At 62.1% G+C, this 22,369-nt stretch carries 18 protein-coding genes; 2 read left to right on the top strand and 16 right to left on the bottom strand.

What is annotated here, in order from left to right:
* Positions 1 to 5 precede the first annotated feature (5 nt).
* The 8 genes from MOD31_RS03505 to MOD31_RS03470 all read right to left on the bottom strand — a co-directional run bounded on the left by MOD31_RS03505 (position 6) and on the right by MOD31_RS03470 (position 9,317).
* Positions 6 to 1,019 (bottom strand): Gfo/Idh/MocA family protein, encoded by a 1,014-nt coding sequence (locus MOD31_RS03505; RefSeq protein WP_142939333.1) that lies wholly within the window; start codon positions 1,017 to 1,019, stop codon positions 6 to 8.
* Between the two features lie 62 nt (positions 1,020 to 1,081).
* Complete coding sequence (locus tag MOD31_RS03500; protein ID WP_142939334.1) at positions 1,082 to 1,999, bottom strand: sugar phosphate isomerase/epimerase; 918 nt, start codon at positions 1,997 to 1,999, stop codon at positions 1,082 to 1,084.
* A gap of 33 nt (positions 2,000 to 2,032) precedes the next feature.
* Positions 2,033 to 3,544: a CoA-acylating methylmalonate-semialdehyde dehydrogenase gene (locus tag MOD31_RS03495; protein WP_142939335.1), complete on the bottom strand. Its 1,512-nt coding sequence runs from the start codon at positions 3,542 to 3,544 to the stop codon at positions 2,033 to 2,035.
* A 45-nt stretch (positions 3,545 to 3,589) separates the two neighbouring features.
* Entirely contained in the window at positions 3,590 to 5,536 is a 1,947-nt protein-coding gene (iolD, locus tag MOD31_RS03490; protein ID WP_250819860.1) for a 3D-(3,5/4)-trihydroxycyclohexane-1,2-dione acylhydrolase (decyclizing), read from the bottom strand.
* A 6-nt stretch (positions 5,537 to 5,542) separates the two neighbouring features.
* Positions 5,543 to 6,505: a deoxyribose-phosphate aldolase gene (locus MOD31_RS03485; protein WP_250819859.1), complete on the bottom strand. Its 963-nt coding sequence runs from the start codon at positions 6,503 to 6,505 to the stop codon at positions 5,543 to 5,545.
* The gene (iolC, locus tag MOD31_RS03480; RefSeq protein ID WP_250819858.1) at positions 6,502 to 7,536 is read right to left on the bottom strand and encodes a 5-dehydro-2-deoxygluconokinase; all 1,035 of its coding nucleotides are present in this window, start codon (positions 7,534 to 7,536) and stop codon (positions 6,502 to 6,504) included. The genes MOD31_RS03485 and iolC overlap by 4 nt, the downstream gene beginning before the upstream one ends.
* Positions 7,537 to 7,698: 162 nt before the next feature.
* Positions 7,699 to 8,103, bottom strand: a complete 405-nt coding sequence (locus MOD31_RS03475; protein WP_166842104.1) for a tautomerase family protein — start codon at positions 8,101 to 8,103, stop codon at positions 7,699 to 7,701.
* A gap of 275 nt (positions 8,104 to 8,378) precedes the next feature.
* On the bottom strand, positions 8,379 to 9,317 hold the full coding sequence (locus MOD31_RS03470) for a LysR family transcriptional regulator (protein WP_250819857.1): 939 nt from the start codon (positions 9,315 to 9,317) through the stop codon (positions 8,379 to 8,381).
* Between the two features lie 241 nt (positions 9,318 to 9,558).
* On the opposite strand from MOD31_RS03470, the gene MOD31_RS03465 reads away from it, so the two are divergent.
* Both MOD31_RS03465 and MOD31_RS03460 read left to right on the top strand, forming a co-directional pair.
* Entirely contained in the window at positions 9,559 to 10,671 is a 1,113-nt protein-coding gene (locus MOD31_RS03465; RefSeq protein ID WP_166842103.1) for a PrpF domain-containing protein, read from the top strand.
* 12 nt (positions 10,672 to 10,683) lie between these two features.
* The gene (locus MOD31_RS03460; protein WP_250819856.1) at positions 10,684 to 12,129 is read left to right on the top strand and encodes an SLC13 family permease; all 1,446 of its coding nucleotides are present in this window, start codon (positions 10,684 to 10,686) and stop codon (positions 12,127 to 12,129) included.
* 166 nt (positions 12,130 to 12,295) lie between these two features.
* Here the strand turns inward: MOD31_RS03460 and MOD31_RS03455 are convergent, their stop codons facing one another.
* The 8 genes from MOD31_RS03455 to MOD31_RS03420 all read right to left on the bottom strand — a co-directional run bounded on the left by MOD31_RS03455 (position 12,296) and on the right by MOD31_RS03420 (position 22,340).
* Complete coding sequence (locus MOD31_RS03455; protein WP_308196349.1) at positions 12,296 to 13,720, bottom strand: glycoside hydrolase family 32 protein; 1,425 nt, start codon at positions 13,718 to 13,720, stop codon at positions 12,296 to 12,298.
* A 133-nt stretch (positions 13,721 to 13,853) separates the two neighbouring features.
* Complete coding sequence (locus tag MOD31_RS03450; protein ID WP_250819854.1) at positions 13,854 to 15,416, bottom strand: glycoside hydrolase family 32 protein; 1,563 nt, start codon at positions 15,414 to 15,416, stop codon at positions 13,854 to 13,856.
* Entirely contained in the window at positions 15,413 to 16,507 is a 1,095-nt protein-coding gene (locus MOD31_RS03445; RefSeq protein ID WP_142939343.1) for an ATP-binding cassette domain-containing protein, read from the bottom strand. The genes MOD31_RS03450 and MOD31_RS03445 overlap by 4 nt, the downstream gene beginning before the upstream one ends.
* Complete coding sequence (locus MOD31_RS03440) at positions 16,504 to 17,466, bottom strand: ABC transporter ATP-binding protein (protein ID WP_250819853.1); 963 nt, start codon at positions 17,464 to 17,466, stop codon at positions 16,504 to 16,506. Before MOD31_RS03440 ends, MOD31_RS03445 begins: the two co-directional genes overlap by 4 nt.
* Positions 17,463 to 18,401 carry an ABC transporter permease gene (locus MOD31_RS03435; protein ID WP_250819852.1) on the bottom strand — a complete coding sequence of 313 codons (939 nt, stop codon included), beginning with the start codon at positions 18,399 to 18,401 and terminating at the stop codon, positions 17,463 to 17,465. The genes MOD31_RS03440 and MOD31_RS03435 overlap by 4 nt, the downstream gene beginning before the upstream one ends.
* A gap of 10 nt (positions 18,402 to 18,411) precedes the next feature.
* On the bottom strand, positions 18,412 to 19,389 hold the full coding sequence (locus MOD31_RS03430) for an ABC transporter permease (protein WP_166842098.1): 978 nt from the start codon (positions 19,387 to 19,389) through the stop codon (positions 18,412 to 18,414).
* A 131-nt stretch (positions 19,390 to 19,520) separates the two neighbouring features.
* Positions 19,521 to 21,194 (bottom strand): ABC transporter substrate-binding protein, encoded by a 1,674-nt coding sequence (locus MOD31_RS03425; RefSeq protein WP_250819851.1) that lies wholly within the window; start codon positions 21,192 to 21,194, stop codon positions 19,521 to 19,523.
* A 78-nt stretch (positions 21,195 to 21,272) separates the two neighbouring features.
* On the bottom strand, positions 21,273 to 22,340 hold the full coding sequence (locus tag MOD31_RS03420) for a LacI family DNA-binding transcriptional regulator (protein WP_250819850.1): 1,068 nt from the start codon (positions 22,338 to 22,340) through the stop codon (positions 21,273 to 21,275).
* Positions 22,341 to 22,369 lie beyond the last annotated feature (29 nt).

Raw genomic sequence — 22,369 nt, 5'->3', positions numbered from 1 at the left:
ATCCCCTACTTGTAGAGATCCGGCTTGGTGTTCAGCTGGACCTTGACCTTCTCGCCGGACTTCTGGGCCTCGACGCCTGCCTCGCAGCAGGCTGCTGTGGCGTAACCGTCCCAGGCAGTGGGACCGCCGATTTCACTGCGAAGGGCGGCGTCCACCCAAGCCTGCACCTCGACGTCGTACGCCGCTCCAAAACGCTCTTCAAAACCGGGGGTGACGTTGCCGCCCCATTTGCCCGCTGACTGGACGTACGGGCCGTTGTCCCCGCCAATGCTCACAATGCCATCCTCGAAGGACGCCTGCGTGGCCACCTGGTATCCGAACTTGGCGTTGACGTAGATTTCGACGTCGGCCAGCACACCGGATTCGGTTTCCAGCAAAACGTGCTGGGGGTCATGCTGGCCGCTGGGCGCAGTGCGGGTGGGCTTGCCCAGGCGGACCTGGACTGAGGTGATTTCTTCACCGGTGAAGTAGCGGATGGCATCGAACTCGTGGACAACGGAGTCGTTGATCAGCATCTCGTTGGTGAAGCCCTCGGGCGTGCTCGGGTTGCGGTGCTGGTGGTGAAGCATCAAAAGCTCCCCCAATTCGCTGTTGCGGATGATGGCGCCCAAGGCCGAGTACTCGGCATCGAAGCGGCGCATGAACCCCACCTGAATGCGCTTGTGGCCCAAAGCCTGCTCAGCCTGGACCACTTTCCAAGCGCTCTCGGCATCCGGCGTCAGCGGCTTCTCGCAAAGAATCGGGAAGTCCTTCTTCAGTGCCTTATAGAGGATTTCCTCGTGGAGGAAGCCCGGGGTGGCGATCAAGACGGCGTTCACGTCACCGTTGTTGAGCGCTTCGTCGGCACTGGCAAGAGCAACGGCACCGTCGATGCCTTCAATTGCGGCTTGCGCGCGGGCCAGGTCAACGTCGACGACGGCGGCTACTTCAGCGCCGTGGATGCGCGTGCTGAGACGCTTGATGTGGTCCGCACCCATGCGGCCCGCGCCGATGACGGCAACGCGGAGATTCTGTGTCACTGTATCTGTCCTTCGTGAGGTTTTTCTGGGGTGCTGCTGGCAGCCGTTAGTGGACCGCGTTACTACTGAATGCGCGTACGGGAGCCGCAGGAGAGCAGGTAGTTGCGGGTTCGTTTAGCGATGGGCATCGGTACATCGAACGCTACCGGGTACATGTCCTGTTCAACGATGCCGAAAATCGGCCGGTTGAGCCCTTCCACCGCTTCGATCACCGCGCGCAGGTCCGGAAGGCCGTTGGGCGGTTCGGTCATGACGCCTGCCAGGTTGGCAGCTGCCCAGGTCATGTTCTTCTCGTTGACCTCGGCAAGGACCTCGGGGTTGATCTGCTTGAGGTGCAGGTAGCCGATGCGGTCCGGGTAGTTCTTGATGAGTTCCAGGCTGGATGCACCACAGTATTCAGCGTGCCCGGTGTCCAGGCACAGGTTCAAGTATTGCGGATCCGTCGCTGCCAGCAGGGTTTCGATGTCCTTCTGCGCACCGACGTGCGAGTCAGCGTGCGAGTGGAACTGCTGGTTCAATCCAAAGTCCTCCAGCAGCACCTTGCCCATGCGGTTGTGGCCGGCGAACAAGTCAGCCCACTGCTCGTCGGTAAGTTCACCGCTCTCCACGGCTTCGCCGGTAACGTCATCGCGCCACATCGCGGGAATGACCACAATGTGTTCGCCGCCCATGGCTGCCGTCAGTTCAGCAACCTTACGGGCCGGCTCCCATGCTTCGTCGTATTGCTTCGCGCCACGGTGGAAAGCAGTGAAGACCGTTCCTGCGGTGACCTTGAGGTCGCGCTGCTTGAGCTCCTCTGCCAAGCGCGTTGGGTCGTTTGGCAGGTAGCCGTACGGACCCAGTTCAATCCACTTGTAACCGGATTCGGCAACCTCATCCAGGAAACGCTCCCACGGTGTTTGCTGGGGATCATCGGCAAACCAAACACCCCAGGAGTCGGGGGCGGTGCCGATGATCAGCTTGTTCTCGACATCAGTCATGACGGCTTTGTCTTCCTTTGTGGCGGCGGGGATCTAGTTGGAGGGGAAGTTGTAGGAGGCGCCGGAGGCATGGGTGGGTTCGGGCCAGCGGGAGGTGATGACTTTGCCTCGGGTGTAGAAGGAGACGCCTTCGGGGCCGTAGATGTGTTTGTCGCCGAAGAGGGAGTTCTTCCACCCGCCGAAGGAGTGGTAGGCCACCGGGACGGGCAGCGGCACGTTGATGCCCACCATGCCCACGGTCACCGAGCGCTGGAACTTACGAGCGTTCGCTCCCGAGGAGGTGAAGATCGCGGTGCCGTTGCCGTACGGGTTGGAGTTAATAAGCTTGATGCCCTCTTCGAGGTCGGCCACGCGGACCACTACCAGGACGGGTCCGAAGATTTCCTCGGTGTACGCGGTCATTTCGGTCTTGACGTGATCGATCACCGTGGGGCCCACCCAGAAGCCGTCTTCGTGGCCCGGGACCACCAAGTCCCGGCCGTCCACCACCATCGCGGCGCCGGCGGTTTCGGCTTCGGTGACGATCTTGACGATGCGTTCTTTGGAGGCCGGGGTGATGACCGGGCCCATGTCGGCGTCGGGTTCGGTGCCGTTGCTCACCTTGATGGCCAAGGCGCGTTCCTGGACCTTTTTCACGATCAGGTCCGCTGCGTCACCCACAGCAACGGCGACGGAGATCGCCATGCAACGCTCACCGGCGGAACCGAACGCGGCGGCGGCGAGGTGATCGGCAGCGTTGTCCAGGTCAGCGTCGGGCATCACGATGGCGTGGTTCTTCGCCCCGCCCAGGGCCTGCACGCGCTTGCCGTGCTTGGTAGCTGTCTCGTGGACGTACTGCGCGATCGGGGTGGAGCCGACAAACGAGATGCCGTCCACGTCCGGGTGGGTCAGCAGGCCGTCGACGGTTTCTTTGCCGCCGTGCAGGACCTGGAACACGCCATCGGGCAGGCCGGCCTGCTTCCAGAGCTTGGCGAGCAGCATCGGGGCGGACGGATCACGCTCGGAGGGCTTGAGGATGAACGCGTTACCGGTAGCGATGGCCATCGGCGCCATCCACAACGGCACCATGACCGGGAAATTGAACGGGGTAATGCCTGCAACCACACCCAGCGGCTCGCGGAAGGAGAAAACATCGATGCCCGTGGAGACCTGGTCCGAGTAGTCGCCCTTGAGCAGCTGCGGGATGCCACAGGCGAACTCGATGACTTCCAGGCCGCGGCCGATCTCGCCCTTAGCGTCGGAGAGGACCTTGCCGTGCTCAGCGGTGATCAGCTCGGCCAAGTCATCGACATGTGCGGCGACGAGTTCACGGAACTTGAACAACACCGCGGTGCGCTTGGCAAGGGAAATATCGCCCCAGGACTCCGCGGCCTTCTTCGCGGCAGCCACCGTGGTGTTCAGATCGGCTTCGTTGGCCAGACGCAGCTCCGCGGAAACCTGTCCGGTGGCCGGATTGTAGACGGGCTGGGTGCGGTCGCCTTCGCCGGTGGTTTCAGCGCCGTTGATGAAGTGGTGGATGGTGGTCAGTGTGGTCGTCGTCGACATGTGCGGACTTCCTTGTGGTCTGTGGCTTTTAGGGCGGGGCTGTGACTAGCCGAGCAGCTTACGCTGGCGGTTCTTGTGGTCTGTATACGTCTTGTAGGCCTGCTGGGTGGATTCGAGGTCTGAGACCTGCGAGACGGGAACATCCCACCAGGACTCGGAGCTCGGGGCATCCAGCAAAGGATCGGACTCAACGTGGATGACGATGGGGCCTGTTTCCGGGGCCGCTTTGGCTTCCTTGATGGCGGCGCCGAGGGCCTCAATGACGTTCTCACCAGGTTCGATCCGGATGACCTTGGCTCCCAGGGATTCTGCGTTGGTGGCGAGGTCGATGGGAAGGTTCTCGCCGGCGTCGAAGCTGTGCTGTTCCTTGTCCAGGACCCGGTACTGCGTACCGAAGCGCTGGGAACCGAGTGATTCGGAGAGAGAGCCGATGGAGGCGTAGCCGTGGTTCTGGATGAGGACCACGATGAGCTTGATGCGTTCGGCGACGGCGGTGACCAGTTCGGTGTGCATCATCAGGTAGGAGCCGTCCCCCACCATGACCACCACATCCCTGTCCGGGCCACCGGCAGCGGCTTCGGCCAGTGCCGCGCGCTTCACGCCCAGCCCTCCCGGAATTTCGTACCCCATGCAGGAGTAGGCGTATTCCACGTGGTAGCCGAAGGGGTCGCGGACTCGCCACATCTTGTGCAGGTCACCGGGCAGGGAACCGGCGGCGCAGATGACAACGTCCTGGTCATCCATGGCCTTGTTGGTGGCCCCGATGATCTCGTTCTGGGCCGGCAGCGGCGTGTAGCGTGTCTCGAAAGCTTCGTCCACGGTTGCGTTCCAGCGCTTCTTCTCCGCTGCGACCTTCTCTTCGAGATCGGCACCCACCCGGTACCCACTCAGTGCTTGGTTGAGCTTCACCAAGGCCTTGCGGGCATCGGCGACGATCGGCAACGTGGTCCCGTGCTTGTAGGCGTCGATCGGTGCGACGTTGATGTTCACGAACTTCACGTCCGGGTTCTGGAACGCGGTCCGGGAAGCGGTGGTGAAGTCCTCGTAGCGGGTCCCGATGCCAATGATGAGGTCCGCTTCGGCAGCGATGGCGTTGGCCGCCGTCGTGCCCGTTGAACCGATGGCACCGAGCGAGTGCTGGTGGTCCCACGGCAGGACGCCCACGCCGGCCTGCGTGTTGCCCACCGGGATGCCCGTCAGCTCAGCAAATGTGGCGAGTTCATCATTGGCGTAGGCGTAAAGGACTCCGCCGCCGGCGATGATCAGCGGGCGTTTAGCGGCGCGGATGGCCTCCACGGCGCGGCGGATGTCGTCATCCTCAACCTCGGGACGGCGGATCCGCCACTCCCGCTCGGCCAGGAACTCTTCGGGAACGTCGAAAGCCTCGGCCTGGACATCTTGCGGCAGCGAAATCGTGACCGCGCCGGTCTCCGCGGGGTCCGTGAGAACGCGGAGTCCGTGGTGGAACGCTGAGAAGAGCTGTTCCGGGCGGGAGACCCGGTCGAAGAACTTGGACAGCGGACGGAAGGCATCGTTGACCGTGATGTCATACGCGTACGGGAGCTCCAGCTGCTGCAGTACGGGATCAGCGGCGCGCGTGGCGAACGTGTCACTGGGCAGCAGGAGTACAGGCAAACGGTTGGTGGTGGCCAACGCGGCGCCGGTCAGCAGGTTCGAGGAACCCGGGCCAATGGAAGTGCTGATGGCGAACGTCTGGCGGCGGCGGGTGTGGCGTGCGTAGCCCACAGCCTGGTGGACCTGGGCCTGCTCATTGCGGCCCTGGTAGTACGGCATGATCGTGGGGTCCGCGGCCTGGTACTGCTTCAACGCCTGGCCCACGCCGGCCACGTTGCCGTGTCCGAAGATGCCGAACGTGCCCGGAATCAGCCGCTCACGGTACTCCACACCATTAATGGAATCCACCGTGTACTGCTTGGAAAGGAACTCGACCACAGCCTGGGCCACGGTCATCCGACGGGTTGCTGTACCCATTACTAGCTACTCCGATACTTTCACTGGAATACGGTCTACCAAGGTGCGCTTGTCCGCAGCGGCGGCCACGGGCGCAGTGTTGTTCAGCAGCGAGGCCGCAGTCGCAACGGCACCCGCCACATCGCCGTCGTGCGGGTAAAGCAACGTCCTGCCCACCGTGAGGCCGCGGACGCCTGGCAATGCCAGAGCTGCCTGCCAGCTGGCGAACACCTCGTCCTGACTTCCGTCAGGGTCACCACCCAACAACACAGTGGGCATGGTGGTGGACGCCATGACGCGTTCCATCTCAGCCACCACCGGGAGCTTCATCCAGGTATAGGCGCTAGTGGAACCAAGGCCTTCGGCAATACCCACAGACTTGATCACGGCATCTGCACGGAGGTCGTTGCGGACCTTTCCGTGCGCATCACGGACAGAGAGGAACGGCTCAACCATAGCGATGAGCTTGCGCTCGGCCAGCGAATCGATGGCTTTCGCCGTGGCTTCAAGAGTGGCCACAGTGTCCGGGTCACCGAGGCAGATGCGTGTGAGCATTTTGCCGCCATCGGCACCGAGCGCTTCCAGCGCAGCGGCAGTATGGCCGGTGAAACGGTCATCGAACTCGTTGACCAGGCCGGCCAGTCCACCACGGTTCATGGAACCGAAGACGAGTTTGCCTTCCAAGGCCCCCAGCAACAGGAGGTCGTCCATGATGTCCGGCGAGGCGAGGATGCCATCAACGGCAGGGTTCGCCAAGGCAATCTGCAGACGGTCCAGGAGGTCCCTGCGATCCGCCATGGCCATGGGCTGTGGACCAACGGCGAGGGCGCCGCGGGCAGGATGGTCTGCAGCGACGATGAAGTTCTGCGTGTTGTGTTTCAGGCCGGGGTGACGGCGGCGGGTGGCTGCAGCGCGGGCCACGGCCTCGGGGTCCTCCAACCTGATACGGCTCAAATGCTCGTAACGGCGGGGGTCATCGTTGGCGCTCAACGAACTGCTCCTTCTGCAAGGGTGGAGGCTCCGACTGTGGCAGCTGCCGAAGCCGCACCGGGGATGGGGCGGCCTCGTTCAGTGAGCAGCGAGGTGACCTCGTCCGGCGTCGGCATGGCATCAGCGCAGGAGAGGCGTGAGGCGACGATCGCACCGGAGGCGTTCGCGTAGTCCAGGACCTCGGACAGCGGCCAACCGGACAGCAGCCCGTGACAGAAGGCGCCGCCAAAGGAGTCGCCGGCACCCAGGCCATTGACGGTTTCCACCGGGACAGGGGCGGAGACCACGCGCTCGGTGCGGGTTTTGGCCATCACGCCTTCCGCGCCAAGCTTCACGACGGCAATTTCGACGCCGGCATCCAGTAGGCGGTCCGCCTGCTCGTCAGGGGTGCCCTCACCTACGGCAACTGCACATTCCTTATCGTTTCCAATGGCAACAGTGACGTGAGGGAGGACCTTGGCAACTTCGGTGCGGGCTTCGGCTTCGGAGGCCCAGAACATGGGACGGTAGTCCAGATCCAAGATGGTGAACTGACCTTGCTTCAGTCCGGCACGGGGCCGGGCCTGATGGGCTTTGATGTGGGCTTCGCGGCTGGGTTCCTGGCACAGGCCGGTGACGGTGGACCAGAAAATGCCAGCGTCACGGATGGCCGCCAGGTCCAGCTCTGCAGCCTTGATCTGCAGGTCCGGTGCCGAGGGAAAACGGCCGTAAAAGTGGAGTGGGAATTCGTCCGTGGCCGGTTTGATCGCGCAGAAGGTCACCGCCGTGGGGTATTCCTTGACCGCGGAGACGAAAGAATCGTCCACATTGAACTTGTGCAGTTCCCGGTGCAGGTAGTTTCCGAAGGCGTCATCGCCGGTACGGGTGATGACGCCCGCGCGTCGGCCGTGACGCGCCGCGGCGACGGCTACGTTGGAGGGCGAACCTCCAAGGTATTTCCCAAAGGACGTTACGTCCTCAAGGTCCACTCCGATGTCGTTCGGGTAGATATCAACGCTGATGCGCCCGATCGTAAGCAGTTCGTGGGTCACGATGATCGTTGACCTTTCTCTTGTGAACTCTAAACCTTTGAGCGCTGGGCCCCAATGCCTTGCCACCCCTCAGTGAGCGGGGCCACAGGACTACTTTGCACCAGATTCAATGTCCTGTCAAAGGTTTGTACTGACATATTTACAACATGACACCGGGTGCCATTATTTGCTCGGCACGGCCAGTTCGCCTGTGACATACTGACTGCGGCCAAAGCCGAACGACCAGTCACCTGGCGAGTTCTCCACATAGCCCACAAAGACGTCCTCACCCGGCACTCCCACCTCAGCCAGACTGCTGGCGATTGCCGCAAATAACGAACTCTTGGCATCCTGGCTGCGGCCACCCTGCGTAAAGATCTGGATCATCACCATCCCGGAAGTGCGCTCAAACCCGAGGCCGGCGTCCTGGGCAATAATCTGACCCTGGGGATGCTCGGTGAGAATGTGGAAGTAATCGCGCTCCGGTATCCCATATTCCGCAAGGATGGCATCGTGAACAGCGCGGCTCAGCGCGGTCAATTCCTCCGGGGTGCGGCCTTGATTGACGTCGATTCGAACAAGCGGCATGTTTTTCTCTCCTAGTTTGTCCTGTCATACTAACAAACTGCATCTTCGAAATTCAAGGATGCCGTGATTCCCTTGGTGCCAACAACAAACAACCCCCCGGCCGCGGGGCGGCAAGGGGGGTGGCGGTAATCGAAGGTGGGTGGACGACTGCCACCCAATGGCACATGTGCCTCACCAAGGCCACGTGATAGGTGATAACCACCAGGGTCAGCGAACGCTACGCCTGTACCAAGGGTCGACCCACTGCCCTAGCGCGTCCGATGCCATGCACCACCTCAGAGATAGTCGTTGCCTCGTTCACGGGCTATTTCCAACAGGGTGGAGTGGAACGCCACCTCCGCAGGCGCATAGACCTTGTCCTGGCGTTGGGCCAAGAGAACCCGGCGCAGGGGTGCCTCGGCCCCCAGGCTGAGGACCCTGACATCCGGATGCTGCAAGGCCACCGCTGTCTTGGGGACCATCGCCACCCCCATGCCGACGCTGACCATGGCTTGAGCCTCTTGGTAATCGTTGGCAAGGAATCCGATGTTTGGTTCAAAGCCGGCGTCGTGGGCGGAGCGTTGAAGTACCTCCACTACCGGGTGCGCCTCTGCGCGGACTATCCACGATTCCTTTCGGAGGTCTTTCATGGTCACCTCGTCGCGATCGGCCAAAGGGTGCCCCTTGGCCACAAGGATCACCGTGCTCTCTTGGAAGACTTCCGTGACCCGAATGGATTCGTCGTTGAAGCGGTTCCAGGGGTAGTCCCAGAGCAAGCACAACCCGGTCACTCCGGATTCGAGGTCCGAGACCAATTCATCGAAGCGGGCGCTGCGCACTGAGAGACCAATCGCCGGGTAGCGCTTCTTGAAGGCGCGGATCACTAAGGGCAAAAATGAACCGGCCAGTGTAGGGAACGTGCCAACCGTCAATGAGCCGCGGTTCAAACCGGCAATCTGGCCAAGGTCGGACCGGGCGGCGCGCATCTGTCCCACGATCTTCCGCGCATGTCCTGCCAGCACCTGCCCCGCCTCCGTGGGGACAACACCGCGGGACCGCCGGTTGAGCAGGGGCTGCCCCACTTCCTGCTCCAATTTGCGCAGCTGCTGCGAGACAGCCGATGGCGAATACATCATGATGTCCGCCGCCGCGGTGATCGATCCCTGTTCCACCACCTCCACCAGGAGGGCAAGTCGCCGGATATCAAATAAACCCAAACTTTCATCGTTAAGCATCGCTTCACCCTTCTCCATACTTGGTTCATTCTAAGCAGTTGCACGGCATTCAGCGCCTGCACCAGGGTGGAAACCAGGGTTTTCGCAATCTTTAAGCTCTGCCTAACCCTGCCTACTCAGTGAATGAAGTATCACTACACTCCCCCTCATTTATCCAACATTGTCTTCATATGTGATTCGGATCATCCTCGTAACAGGCAAACAAACTTTGCAGGATTGCCACGAGAGGCAGGGAAGCACAATGAAGATCGAAGCTGAATGGATGCGCGGAGGAACCAGCAAGTGCTGGGTCTTTGAAACTGAACACCTGGATACGGCCAACGCCAACCTGGACGATCTCCTGCCACGACTCTTTGGAAGCCCCGATACCCGGCAAATCGATGGGGTGGGCGGGGCTACATCGACTACCAGTAAGGCAATGATCCTCAGCCGACCGGCGAACCCGGGGGTGGACGTCGAATTCACCTTCGCCCAGGTGGGCATCGAGGAGGCCACCGTTGACTGGGGCAGCAACTGCGGGAACTGCTCCGCCGTCGTCGGCCTCTACGCCATCGAGAAAGGCTGGGTCGTGCCCGACGCCGATTCCACACGCATCGTCACCCGTAACACCAACACGGGCCAGATCATCATCCAGCGGGTTTCCACACCTGCCGGCGCGCTGCCGATCACCCCGGACGCGCACATGCCCGGCGTCGTGTTTCCCGGCTACAAAGTCGGTCTTGGCTTCCAAGATCCGGCCGGCAAGACCACCGGACATCTGCTCCCCACGGGTGAGGCGTCAGACACGATCATGGCCGGCGGAACCCGCTGGACCGTATCGATGGTGGATGCCGGCGCCCCGGTAGTCATCGTCCGGGCCGAGGAACTTGGACTGGACACAGCCCGCTACGAGACGTGGAAGGCCAGCGTGGAATTGCACCTGGATACCCTGGACGTCATCCGTCGTCAGGCAGCGGTCCGAATGGGAATGGCAGCAACTCCAGCCGAAGCCGCACGCGCCGTTCCCAAGCTCGCAATCGTCGGCCCACCCACCGGGCCCGAGTGCGACGTCAACGTCATGATGCTGTCGATGGGCAAGCCCCATCCGGCGTTGGCCATCACCGGCAGCATCGCCCTCACACTCGCCGCCCGCACCCCGGGCACGGTAATGAACGACATCACCGGCGACGCACCCCAGGCAGTCCTGAAACTGCGGACACCTGCCGGCGTCATCGAAACCTGGAGCGAGGAACTAGATGGGTCCCTTCTGGTGGGCGTAGACCGAACAGCGCGCACCATCGCCTCCAGCATCATTCACCTCCCGGAGACTCTCGGCAACGTCGTCGAAGCCTCACTAGCAACAGCCACTCGATGAGGAGAAACAACCATGGCTAAGACTATTACCACACCAGCTCCCGAGGCTGAGAGCGACATCCGGGAAGAGCGTTCCCAGCGACCCGGCAACCGCCGCCGTATCCTGCTGATAACGGTTGCCGCTTCAGTCATCCTGGGTCTGTTTGCCATCCTGTTCGGGGGTGCCATCTTCAACCCGGCGGCCACCCCTGAATCGGAGCCGACCATGACTGCCATCCAGATCATCCCGCTGGTAATCCTTGTGGTGATGTTCGTCGTCGCCACCAAGTGGCCACTGAACATCGGCGTCATGGGACTCGTGGCGTCCTTCGGGGTTGGCTACTTCATGCTGGGTATGACCGACAAGGAGATCCTGGCCGATTTCCCGGCGAACATCGTGATCACCATCATCGGTGTTACCTACTTCTTCAGCATGGCCCAGCGGAACGGGACCATCGACATCATCGTCCAAAACTGCGTCAGGCTTGTTCGTGGAAAGACTCTGCTGCTGCCGTGGGTATTCTTCCTGCTCGCAGCATCACTGACCGCCCTGGGCACGTTCTCCCCCGCCGCTGTGGCTCTGCTGGCACCGGCTGCGATCGGCCTGGCCTACGAGTCACGCATCCACCCGGTTCTTATGGGCGCATTCATCATCAACGGAGCCCACGCAGGCGGCTTCTCCCCGCTGTCCGTGGCGGGTGTCCTGGTGCATGACATTGCTGTCAAGAACGGCTTCCCAATCTCCCAGGGCGCACTTTTCGGAGCGAGCTTCGCACTGAATCTGATCCTGTCCGTACTCACCGTGGTGCTGTTCGCCCTTTTGGGTAAACTCCGCGACGGCGCCGCAGGCCAGCACGCCGAGCTCGAGGCACGACCCACCCGCCCGCACGGCCAGCAGATCCTGACGCTGGGGCTCATCGTGGCCATGCTTGTCTGCGCCTTGGGCTTCCACATGCCCATCGGCTTCGTCGCCCTCTCGGCGGGACTCCTGCTGGCGCTGGTCAACATCAGGGAGCACCAAACCTTCATCGGCGGAGTCTCCTGGTCCACCGTGCTGCTCGTCGCCGGAATGATCACTTACGTTTCCCTCCTGCAGCACGTTGGCGTCATCGACACCCTCGCAGAGCAAGCCCTGGCCCTCGGAGCACCTCTCCTCATTGCCCTGGTACTCTGCTATGTCATCGGCGTCGGCTCCGCTTTCGCCTCCTCCACCGCGCTGCTGACAGCTTTCATCCCTCTGGCTGGTCCTTTGCTGGCAACGAGTTCGCTCAGTGCATCGGGAACCGTTGCGGCCCTGGCGATCGCCGCCACCGTGGTGGACGTATCGCCGTTCTCCACCGACGGCGCGTTGGTGGTGGCCAACGCTCGCGAGGATGACCGTCAGCGCGTCTATAAGCAGCTGATGATGTACGCCGGCGGAGTGGTTTTGGTGGCACCCGCACTCGCCTGGGCATTGCTTGTACCAACGGGCATCATGTAGCTCAACGTATTACTAAACGCCGAAGAACAGGTTCGGTACGCGTAGGAACCGCTCCGGCACACCATCGCAACAGGTAACCCGACCTCCGGGCGCAGGGGCGCGACCCATCGCACCAAGGGCAGGACCACCCACCAGTGGTCCTGCCCTTCGTTATTTTTGGGTGGGGCTAGGGCGTGACCTTGAGCTCACGGATGGTCAGGTCCTGGAATGTGGCCGATCCTTCATGGGCGTAAAGGCGGATGCCGTCATCACCTTCAAGGGGGAAAACCCGGTGCGAGTGCACCACGCGCCCATCGCCGACGAACACTTCGACGCTGGTGCGATCCACAAGGATGCGGAGCGTAAGTCTGCCAGTGGTGGGATCCATCGCGGTTTGGGTTTCCCCCGCAGTGGGGTTAACGGTGGGGCGGCGGTTGACGTACGTAAACGAGCCACGCAGGAACGCACCGGCGGCCACATGCCTGCCTCCACCTGGCGCGCGGCATACCTCCAACCCGAGATTGGCCGGCGGCGCGGCCGGATCCCACACCACCTCGCAGCTCAGATCGTAAGCATTCGAGCGGATCTTCAGGTCATGAGTACCGGCAACCGCCACATCACCTAGTCGATGTGTGCGCTTCACGTGATCGCTCAGGGCAGATGTGGGCGCTGAGGCGAGGTAATAGGCGTCGCTTCCACGCTTGAGCCGGACATCGCGGACAATCATGTCATCGCCGTTGTAGCCGTCAGTGGAAAGGGTTGGCGTGTTGTGGGGGTAATCCCAGAAATTGGCCCACCCGATTGCCCGTCGGAGGGTTGGGTCCTCCGCACCCGTCGCATCGTGATGCGGGTAGGTCACTGCGCCATAAAAGTCGAAGCCATAATCAAGCCATTCCGGCTCGGCGAGGTCGGGGGTGAAGGAGCTGCCGTCAAAAGCTCCAGTCCAATACGCATACGTCGCAGGCAACCCGCGCCCCTTGCCATTGGCACTGGTACCGAGGACCCAGTGCGAGGTGCCGTCGTCGGCAGTCATCTTGAAGAGGTCAGGGCACTCCAGCAGCCCCAGGTCGCTGCGAAGAAATTCGCCAACACGTTTCCAGGACCGCAGGTCCGGGGAAGTGTAAAAACCCAGCTTCTGCCCCTCGGCATTGGCCATGAACCACCGGCCGCGGTCTGCGTCCCAGATCACCTTGGGGTCTCGGAAATCGTGCACCCCCGGGTTGGGCAGTACCGGCGCCTCGCCGCCGGGCGTGAAAGAACGCCCCCTGTCCGTGGAGTACCAGAGGTATTGTGCTTGCCGGCCTTCCGGAGCCTGGGTAACTAGGGCTATGACGGCTCCAGCACCATATCCGGCAGTATTGGCATCATCAACCACCAGACATCCGGACCAACAATCGCCGTTGCCGTTGCTGAACTTGGGTATCGCCACTCCGCGATCCCGGAATGCGACGTGATCCGTGGTGGTGGCCCTGCGCCAGGACGTGCCTCCACCGCCCTTGATGTAGTCAGCGTTGTACAGGTAGTAGTAGTGGTACTCCCCGTCAAGGTAGATGGGTCGTTGGGGATCGTTCTTCCAGTTGTCGGTCACGCTGAAGTGATAGACAGGGCGCATCCGCGATGATCCTTTCGAGGCTGGGCCACCCACCGCCATAGCGGGTCCTCCAGGAGTGGAGAGCGCGATGGACCCGCCCAGCGCAACAGCGCCAGCGCCGGTCAGAAGTCCGCGGCGGGAGACTGACAGTGATTCATCCATGGGTTTTCTTCCGTTCCGGCTGCAGGCTACGGGTCTCTTCAAAGACCCCGGCCATGGTCCAGGCATCGAAGGAGAGGATCCGCACCGAACCTTCGGTGGCTGCCAGCGTCACGCGCTCGCCGCCGAGGGTTGGGTAAATACGGGCCGTGAGCGGCTTGCCATTGGCGAAAATTTCGACGGCGGACCGGTCCACCAGAACGCGCAGGCGAACTCGCCCATTAGTCATGGGAATGGGGCCGGACTTGTCCTCAACGTCAACGGCAGGGTTGAGGCTGCTGCGGGTCCGGTCAAGGCGAAGAGTGCCTGTTGGGGTTTCGTCAGCAGCCCGGCTCAGCATGATGAGCGTTTCCTCAGCACCATCCGTGGACACGAGCACGCCGAGGCGAACCTCCGCACCAGGGGCAAGATGTAGGTCCAGCTCAAGGTCCAGCTGGTTGCCGGACACACGGGTATCCAGTGGCGTTCCAGCCCCCGCCAAAACCTGGGCCGGCACGCTGACGTGGTTGCTACGGAGTTTCGCGATTTCGGGAACCGGTGCAAACTCCAGGGTTCCGTCGTTGGCCACCGTGGTGAGCCGCGGCAGGCTCATCACCCCGGACCAGCCGGCCTCCACCATGGCTGCGTCGCTGCGCCCTTCCTGCATCCAACCGAACATGACACGTCGGCCGGACTCATCCTGGAAAGACTGCGGGGCGTAGAAGAAGCGACCCCCAAGGTCCAGCCGGTGCAAAGCCTCCGGTTCGAAGGAATTTCCGGCGTAGCGACCGGTCCAATACAGCGGGTGGCGGGTTTCGCCGTCGTTCCACGCGGAGAAAACCAGCACATCCGGCGAGTCGTCAGCAGGTGCGGATCCTAAAGAACCTTGTCCCACCCGGAACAGATCAACGCATTCCCACATGGTCCCGGTCCAGTCAGTGTCCGCCGGGTCACCCTGTGAGGCATCTCCGATGAACAGCGGCCCCACGTAGTCCCACGATCTCAAGTCCGAAGACTCGTACAAGAACGCCGTACCGCCGCGATGACGAATTCCTGAGCCTACCAACTGCCTCCACACGGTCCCCTCGCGCCATACGCAGTGATCGCGGTAGGCAGTGATGTCCACCCCTGCAGGCGGCGCTGCGATCACTGGGTTCCCCGGATCCTTGGTCCAGTCCAGAAGGTCAGGGGATCCTATGGCGACGCAGGGCAACTCCTTGTCCGCGAACCGTCCGGAGTACACCAAGGTGGGTGTGCCGTCGTCGTTCACCAACACCCCGGACCAGCAGCCCTCGGCATCCGGTCCCGCGGATGGCTCCAAAGCCACGGGCTGATCAGTCCAGGTGACCAGGTCCGAGCTGGTGGCATGGCCCCACTGAATCCGGTGATGAAAAGCACCCTCAGGGTTGTATTGGTAGAACAAGTGGTACGTGCCGTTCCACTGGCTGACCCCGTTGGGATCGTTGAGCCAACCGGCCGGTGAAACGAAGTGGAATCGCGGGCGAAGGGGGTCGGCCTCGGCGCGGGACAGCAGTTCGTCGCGCGGAACGGTGGCGAGCGGGTGGGTAAGTTCAGTCATGCGGAAGCCTCTTCGTGAGCGTTCGACGCCGGGTGGCTGGTTTGGGTTGGTTCACTGACCAAGGCATGACTGCCGGCAGCAGCCCACGGCCGGTAGAGGTGGCAGCGAACCCAGTGACGGTTTTCGGGGTCACCCACCTGATGGCGCACAGGTTCCTCGGACGAGCATGCTTGGTTCGGATCGCCGTGGAACGCGCAGTGCGTTGAGGCCATGACCGCTTGCCGCAGTTCGGCCCTGCGTACCGGATCATAGGAGCCTGCACGGGCCGGGTCAGGGACAGCTGAAACCAGTAGTTGCGTGTAGGGGTGGGCAGGATTGGCCAGAAGGTCCAAGGACTCGCCTTCTTCAACCAGTTCACCGGCGAACATGACCGCGGTCCTGTCTGCCAAGTACCGTGCGGACGCGAGGTCGTGGGTGATGTAGAGCATGGAGATGCCCTGCTCGTCGCGGAGCTTGCGCATCAGGTTCAGCACGCCGATCCGGACAGAAACGTCCAGCATGGACGTGGGCTCATCAGCCAGGATGACCTGCGGTTCAACGGCGAGGGCCCGGGCGATCGCAACGCGTTGGCGCTGGCCGCCGGAGAGCTCGTGCGGATACGAGTTCAGCATGTCAGCCTGAAGGCCAACGGTGGTCATGAGTTCTTCGAGCCGCCGCTGGGTCTCCCGCTCGCTTCCGCCGCTCCTGCCGTGGATCGCCAACGAGCGCCGCAGGAAGTGATCCATCCTGTGGGCCGGGTTCAGTGAACCGAAGGGGTCTTGGAACACCATCTGCAGTTTTGATCGGAACGCACGCGATGCTTGGAACCGGTCGCGTTTGAGGACGTCGACGCCGTCAATCAGGATTTCCCCTGAACTAGGCTTTTCGAGCCGCGCCACACAGCGGGCCAAGGTGCTCTTGCCGGAACCGGACTCCCCCACGAGCGCTACGATTTCGCCTTTGGCGATGCTCAGGTCGATCCCGTGGAGGGCGCGGACAGAATCGCGGGAGAACAAACCGCCAATGGGGAAAGTCTTTCCCAAGCCGCGAATTTCCAGGGCAGGGGTGCCGGTGGTGGACACGGCCGCCGGGGTCATCAGTGAGTGGCTCATCGTGCGGCTCCTTCCAGGTTGACGGAATTGACCACCGAAGTGTCGGCGTCAAACGGGGCTACAAAGTGGCCGGGTGCCACCTCAGCGAGGTCCGGGATGTTGCGGAACTTCACGCCGTCGGGCAGTCCCGTCAGTGGAACGCGGGGGCCGGTGAGCGGCGGGAACGCGCCCATCAGCGCTTGGGTGTAAGGGTGACGGGGGCTGGCGTAGACGTCCTGGGCCTTGGCGGTTTCCACCATCCGCCCGCCATACATCACGGCCATGCGGTGCGAGAGTTCCACCATGAGGGACATGTCGTGCGTAATGAAGAGGACAGAAAAACCGAGCTCGCGCTGGAGCTCCTTGATCTGGGCCATAATTTCCTGCTGAACCACCACATCCAGTGCGGTAGTTGGCTCGTCCAGTATCAAGAGTGACGGCTTGAGCGCTACAGCCATGGCAATCACAGCTCGTTGACGCATGCCGCCTGAGAGCTGGTGCGGGTAGGACTTGAGCCGGGAGGGTTCGATCCTCACCAGTTCCAGTAGTTCCCCAGCTCGCCGCATTGATTCCTTGCGGGAATAGCCGGCATGGGTCGTGAAGATATCTACGATCTGTTCGCCGATGGTCAGCACCGGATTGAGCGAGTTCATGGCCGATTGGAACACCATGGCCACGTCCTGCCAGCGGAAGCGCCGCAGCTCCTCCGGAGTCATGGCCAGGACGTCCTTGCCGCCAAAGGAAATGCTGCCGCCGGCGATCTTCGCGGGATCCTTCAGGAGCCTCATGATCGAGTTGGCGATGGTGGATTTTCCGCATCCGGACTCCCCCGCGAGACCGAACACCTCGCCGGTGCCGATGCTGAAGGAAACGTGATCGACGGCGGTGGTGGAGCGGGTATCGCCGACGTACTGCACCGTGAGGTTCTTGACCTCCAGGACAGGTTGGTGGGAGCCGAAGGAAACCTGGGAGATGGTCATTTGGCGGCGCTCCTTTCGGCTTTCGCGGGTGTTGTTTTGGGCGTTTTGATCTTTCGGAGCCGCGGGTTGGTGACTTCGTCCACCGCGTAGTTGATCAGTGCAAGGGCGAAGGCCACCAGCGCGATGCACACGCCGGAGGGTACAAAGACCCACCAACTGCCGGTCAGCAGGGCACCTTCGTTACCGGCCCAGAAGAGGTTGTTTCCCCAGGAGACCGTGCTGACATCGCCCAGTCCCAGGAACTCCAGGCCCGCTTGGGCGCCGATTCCATAAATCACGCAGGCCAGGAGGGTGCCCATGACGATCGAGGCCATGTTGGGCAGGATCTCGCGGAACATGATCCGGCCTGCCCGCTCGCCGGAAACTACGGCCGCGGCCACAAAGTCCTTGGAGCGGATGGATAGTGCTTGTGAGCGCAGGACGCGGGCTGACCCGGCCCACCCGGTGACCACAAGAACCAGGATCACTGTGCCCAGGCCCGGCGGGAGGAAGGCGGCCAGGATGACCAGCAATGGCAGGCCGGGCAGCAACAGAAAAACGTTGGTGACCAGGGACAGTGCTTCGTCTATGAATTTGCCGAAGTACGCCGAGGCCAGACCCACCAGGATGCCGATGAAAGTGGACGCCACGCCCACAGTCAGTCCCACGAACAGCGAACTACGTGAGCCGTGGACGGTCAGGGCGAGCACGTTCTGTCCTTTGGCGGTAGTGCCAAGCCAGTGCTCGGCCGATGGTTCCAGGGAGGCCATCGCGGTGATCCTTGATGGGTCACCCGGGAACAGCACCGGCGCCAGCAGTGCCAGTGCAAGGAAGATGACCATCACGGCCATGCCCGTCAGCGCTTTCTTGTTGCTGATGAGGCCGTGGACGAAGCTGCGGTTGGGCTTGCGGACAGCCTGTGTTGGTGTTGGCTGCTTCAGAAGTGCGGTAGTCATGATCGGTCCTCTAGTTGCTGCGCACGCGCGGGTCGAGGCGGACGTAGAGGATGTCCACCAGGAAGTTGGCCAGCAGCACAGCGGCGGTGATGGTCAGGAACAGGCCCTGCATGAGCGGATAGTCGAGGCCTTGGACAGCGTTGAGGAGCTGGTAGCCAACGCCGGGGTAGGCGAACACCACCTCTGTGAGCAGCGCACCACCCACCACGAATCCCAGTCCCATGCCAAAACTGGTCACCGACGGGAGCATGGCGTTGCGGGCTGCGTAGCGGAGCATGATGCGGCCAGGGCGCAGTCCCTTGGCTTCGGCCATGGTGATGTAGTCCTCGGAATTGGTGGCAATCATGGTGTTCCGCATGCCGAGCATCCAGCCGCCGATCGAAACCAGCACGATCGTCAGCGCGGGCAACACAAGGTGGGCGCCGACGTCGCCGATGAACTCCGACGTAAATGCCGGTTCCAATCCGTCCGTGAAAGCGTGCCTGATGGGGAACCATCCCAGCACCACGCCGAAGAGGTACAGCGCACCCATGGCCAGCCAGAAGTAGGGGAACGAGCCGATGAAAACCAGCACGGGCGGGAGCGCGGAGTCGATCGCGCCGCCACGACGCCAAGCGGCCAGGATTCCCAGCAGGTTACCAACGACGGCGGCGATCACCAGTGCGGTTCCGCCCAGCAGGAGTGTCCAGCCGATTTGGGACGAGATGACCTCGGTGACCGGGGTGGGGAAACGCGAGATGGAGACACCCATCTGCCCAGTGAAAATGTTGTGAATGTAGTCGATGTACTGCTCCCAAATGGGCCGGTCATCAACACCCAGCAGCTTGCGCAGGGCCTCGATCTGTTCGGGCTGCATTCGGTCCTGGGAGCGGGCGAACATACGGGACACGGGGTCGCCGGGCATGAATCGCGGGAGCAGGAAATTTAGGGTGATGGATGCCCAGAAGGCGATCAGGTAGAAACCCAGGCGGCGCAGGATGAAGCGCACGGTTTCCCTCCATTCGGGAATTGCGGGGATTGCGGAAAGTGAAGCGGCACGCCCGGCGGGGAGGCCGGGTCAGCGGCAGGGTGCCGCCGGGCGTGCCAGCGCTGATGCGGCGGCGTGAGGCCTGCCAGGGATTACTTGCGCGGTTCCAGCGTGGTCAGGACGAGCACCGTTGTGGGTGAACGGACGGAGAGGGTGGCGTACGGGTTGTCCTCCGTGGGCCATCCGGTGAATCGGGTGTCATTGAAGGCACCCCATTCAGGTCCGGAGAACAGCGGCACCAACGGTGCGACGTCGTTGTATTCTTCCTGCAGCTTGTTGGCGATGTCCTCTTGCTTGGACTCGTCAGCTTCCGCAGCGAAGTCGGCCAGGAGGGCATCGGCCTTTGTGTCGCCGAAGCGGTGGTAGTTATCAAAGGTCTTGGTGCCTACCGGCTTCACCGTGGCGGTGCCCATGGAGGTGTTGAAGTACTTGTACGGGCTGGGGTCGTTGGCGCTCCAGACGATCCCGGAATCGAAGTCGCCTGTCTCGTAACCGGCAACCACTGCCGCCCAGTCAGGGGACTCCACCTTGGCAGTAACGCCCACCTCGGCAAGGTTCTGCGCGATCACGTTGGCCACGGACAGCCAATCAGAGGACGTCGCACCCACGGAGATCTTGAACTCGAAGGGCTTCCCGTCCTTGAACGTGCGCTTCCCGTCAGCTCCCTTGGGGTAGCCCGCCTTATCCAGAAGCTCGTTGGCTTTTTGCACATCGTGGTTGGTCCACGTGCAGTTGTCCTTGACCGCGGCGTTCTTCCACGTCTCATAGTTACCGGAGAGTCCAGTGCAGTCCGCCGGCTTGGCATAGCCGCTCATACCGATCTTGGTGACCTGATCGCGGTCCACGGCCATGCTCAGCGCCTTGCGGACATCAACATCGTTGAACGGCGCTTTGGCGGTGTTCAGCTGCCAGTTGATCATGGCACCGGTGGCCGGGAACCAGTACTGGCGGTGTTCCTTGTCCTTGGAGACAAACGTCTTTTCAATGTTGGGAATGTACTGCGGAGCCCAGTCCACGTCCCCGTTTGCGGCGGCGAGGTTGGCGCCGTCGTTTCCTGCAAAAGCGAGCATCTTGATGCCGGCGATTTTCTGCTTTTCCGGCTGCCAGTAATTGGGGTTCTTCTTGAGCACGAAGGACTGCGCCTGGAAAGTATCAACCTCGGTGTATGGTCCAGTGCCCACGGGCTTGGCGTTTGCATCCTTCTCCGGGTCCGGCAATGCGGACCATACGTGCTTGGGCAGGATGATCAGCTGACCCACATCATAGAGGGCCGGAGACCACGGCTTGTTGAAGTTGAACGTGACCTTATTGCCCTCGGCCGTGACGGTGTCCAGGTATTCAAAACCGCCCTTGATCTTCTTCTGAAGTTCGAACGTGAAAGCAACATCGTCAGCCACGAACGGCTGCCCGTCAGACCACTTCACACCGTCACGAAGGGTGAAGGTGACCGATTTGCCGTCCTCCGCCGACTTCCACTCAGTGGCCAGCCACGGCACCGTATCTCCCTTTGCCGGGTTGAAGATCAGGAGGGATTCGTAGATGGACTGCTGAACCATCGGGTTCACCGTGGGGGCGAACGGGTTGAAGTTCTGCACGAACGTTCCCATGTCCTCACGCGGAATGGTGAGAAACGCGCTGGCGTTCGCTCCGGCGTCGGAAGTGCTTGTCTTGGTGACATTTGCCGTGCAGCCGGTGAGCAGCATCGCGCCCACTGCAAGGCTTGCCGCCGTCATCCGGGCAGCCCGGAAGTATCGGGGTTGTGTCATGATGGTTGTCTCTTTCCTATCTTCATCGTGCAAGGTGAAGGGGTGGGTAAGGGTTGCTCTTCGACGTTGATTTCGCGGTCAGACCGAAGAGCGTTCTAGCAGCGGACAGTCGACCAATTGCTGGTCGGCAAGGATCGGCTGTCCTGCTGTGAGAGCGGCGAGCGTTTGGACGCCCAAGGCGCCCATTTTCTCGAAGGGCAACGCAACCGTGGTCAATTTTGGCCGCAGGTAGGCCGCAATAAGTTCCTGGTTGTCGAAGCCGATCACGGCGATGTCCCCGGGGATGGTCAGGCCCCGTTCCTTGATGGCGTCATAGGCGCCCATCGCCATCCGGTCATTGAGGCAGAACAGCGCCGTTGGCCTGCCGCTTTCCGGGTAGCGATCCAGGATGTGGCAGGCAGCTTCGTAGCCGCCGTCAGCCGTTGCATATCCGGACACCACCAATTCCGGGTCAAGCTCCAGTCCGGCTGCGGCGAGTGCTTCGCGTGCACCCTCCAAACGCCCCACTGAAGCAGGAATAACCGGGTCAAGATTGATGACTCCAATCCGCGTATGGCCGGCTTGGAGCAACCGTTCGACGGCCACCCGGCCGCCCCCACGCTCGTCAGGGACGATCGAGGGCAGCTTTCCATCCGCATCGAAGCAATTGATCAACACGGTGGGTACTTCATTGGCGCTCGCCGGAACATGGACGCCCCGGTGAAACGTGGCTGCGTACAGGAGTCCTTCCACTCGTTGTTCCAACAGCTGTTCAGTTGCAGCATCTTCCAAGCCCTGGTTGGGTCCTACGGCATCGGCCTGGTCGGAGGGCGCGATGAGTAGGAACCGGCGGTCAAGCCAGGCTTGGTCTTGGGCTCCCTTAATGATGTCGACAGCGAACGGTGCCGTGACGATCTCTGTCACGATGCCGTACCAGTCACTGCGCCGGGATGCCAAAGCACGTGCACCGGCGTTGGGCCGGTAACCCAGCTCCTGCACGGACTGGTTGATCCGGGTGCGGGTTTCCTCGGAAATGCTTGCGTTTTCGCGGTTGCTCAGCACAAACGAGACTGCAGTCCGGGAGACGCCGGCGTGGTTGGCAACGTCCTTCATGGTGACTCCCCGCTGCCGCACGGGCACGGCCTCGTCAGGGGTGGTTTTCGCCATTGAATGCTCCGGGTGCTCTTGTTCGATCC

Origin of the sequence: Paenarthrobacter sp. TYUT067 (assembly GCF_023656375.1) — a bacterium.
Lineage (GTDB): Bacteria > Actinomycetota > Actinomycetes > Actinomycetales > Micrococcaceae > Arthrobacter.
Note: the sequence above shows the minus strand (reverse complement) of the source record. Positions and strands in the feature narration are given on the sequence as shown.

Excerpts from the sequence above, each read along its gene's own strand:
- MOD31_RS03500 (WP_142939334.1), bottom strand. The coding sequence starts at position 1,999 with ATGACTGATGTCGAGAACAAGCTGATCATCGGCACCGCCCCCGACTCC.
- MOD31_RS03495 (WP_142939335.1), bottom strand. The coding sequence starts at position 3,544 with ATGTCGACGACGACCACACTGACCACCATCCACCACTTCATCAACGGC.
- iolD (WP_250819860.1), bottom strand. The coding sequence starts at position 5,536 with ATGGGTACAGCAACCCGTCGGATGACCGTGGCCCAGGCTGTGGTCGAG.
- MOD31_RS03475 (WP_166842104.1), bottom strand. The coding sequence starts at position 8,103 with ATGCCGCTTGTTCGAATCGACGTCAATCAAGGCCGCACCCCGGAGGAA.
- MOD31_RS03470 (WP_250819857.1), bottom strand. The coding sequence starts at position 9,317 with ATGCTTAACGATGAAAGTTTGGGTTTATTTGATATCCGGCGACTTGCC.
- MOD31_RS03465 (WP_166842103.1), top strand. The coding sequence starts at position 9,559 with ATGAAGATCGAAGCTGAATGGATGCGCGGAGGAACCAGCAAGTGCTGG.
- MOD31_RS03460 (WP_250819856.1), top strand. The coding sequence starts at position 10,684 with ATGGCTAAGACTATTACCACACCAGCTCCCGAGGCTGAGAGCGACATC.
- MOD31_RS03455 (WP_308196349.1), bottom strand. The coding sequence starts at position 13,720 with ATGCGCCCTGTCTATCACTTCAGCGTGACCGACAACTGGAAGAACGAT.
- MOD31_RS03450 (WP_250819854.1), bottom strand. The coding sequence starts at position 15,416 with ATGACTGAACTTACCCACCCGCTCGCCACCGTTCCGCGCGACGAACTG.
- MOD31_RS03445 (WP_142939343.1), bottom strand. The coding sequence starts at position 16,507 with ATGAGCCACTCACTGATGACCCCGGCGGCCGTGTCCACCACCGGCACC.
- MOD31_RS03440 (WP_250819853.1), bottom strand. The coding sequence starts at position 17,466 with ATGACCATCTCCCAGGTTTCCTTCGGCTCCCACCAACCTGTCCTGGAG.
- MOD31_RS03435 (WP_250819852.1), bottom strand. The coding sequence starts at position 18,401 with ATGACTACCGCACTTCTGAAGCAGCCAACACCAACACAGGCTGTCCGC.
- MOD31_RS03425 (WP_250819851.1), bottom strand. The coding sequence starts at position 21,194 with ATGACACAACCCCGATACTTCCGGGCTGCCCGGATGACGGCGGCAAGC.
- MOD31_RS03420 (WP_250819850.1), bottom strand. The coding sequence starts at position 22,340 with ATGGCGAAAACCACCCCTGACGAGGCCGTGCCCGTGCGGCAGCGGGGA.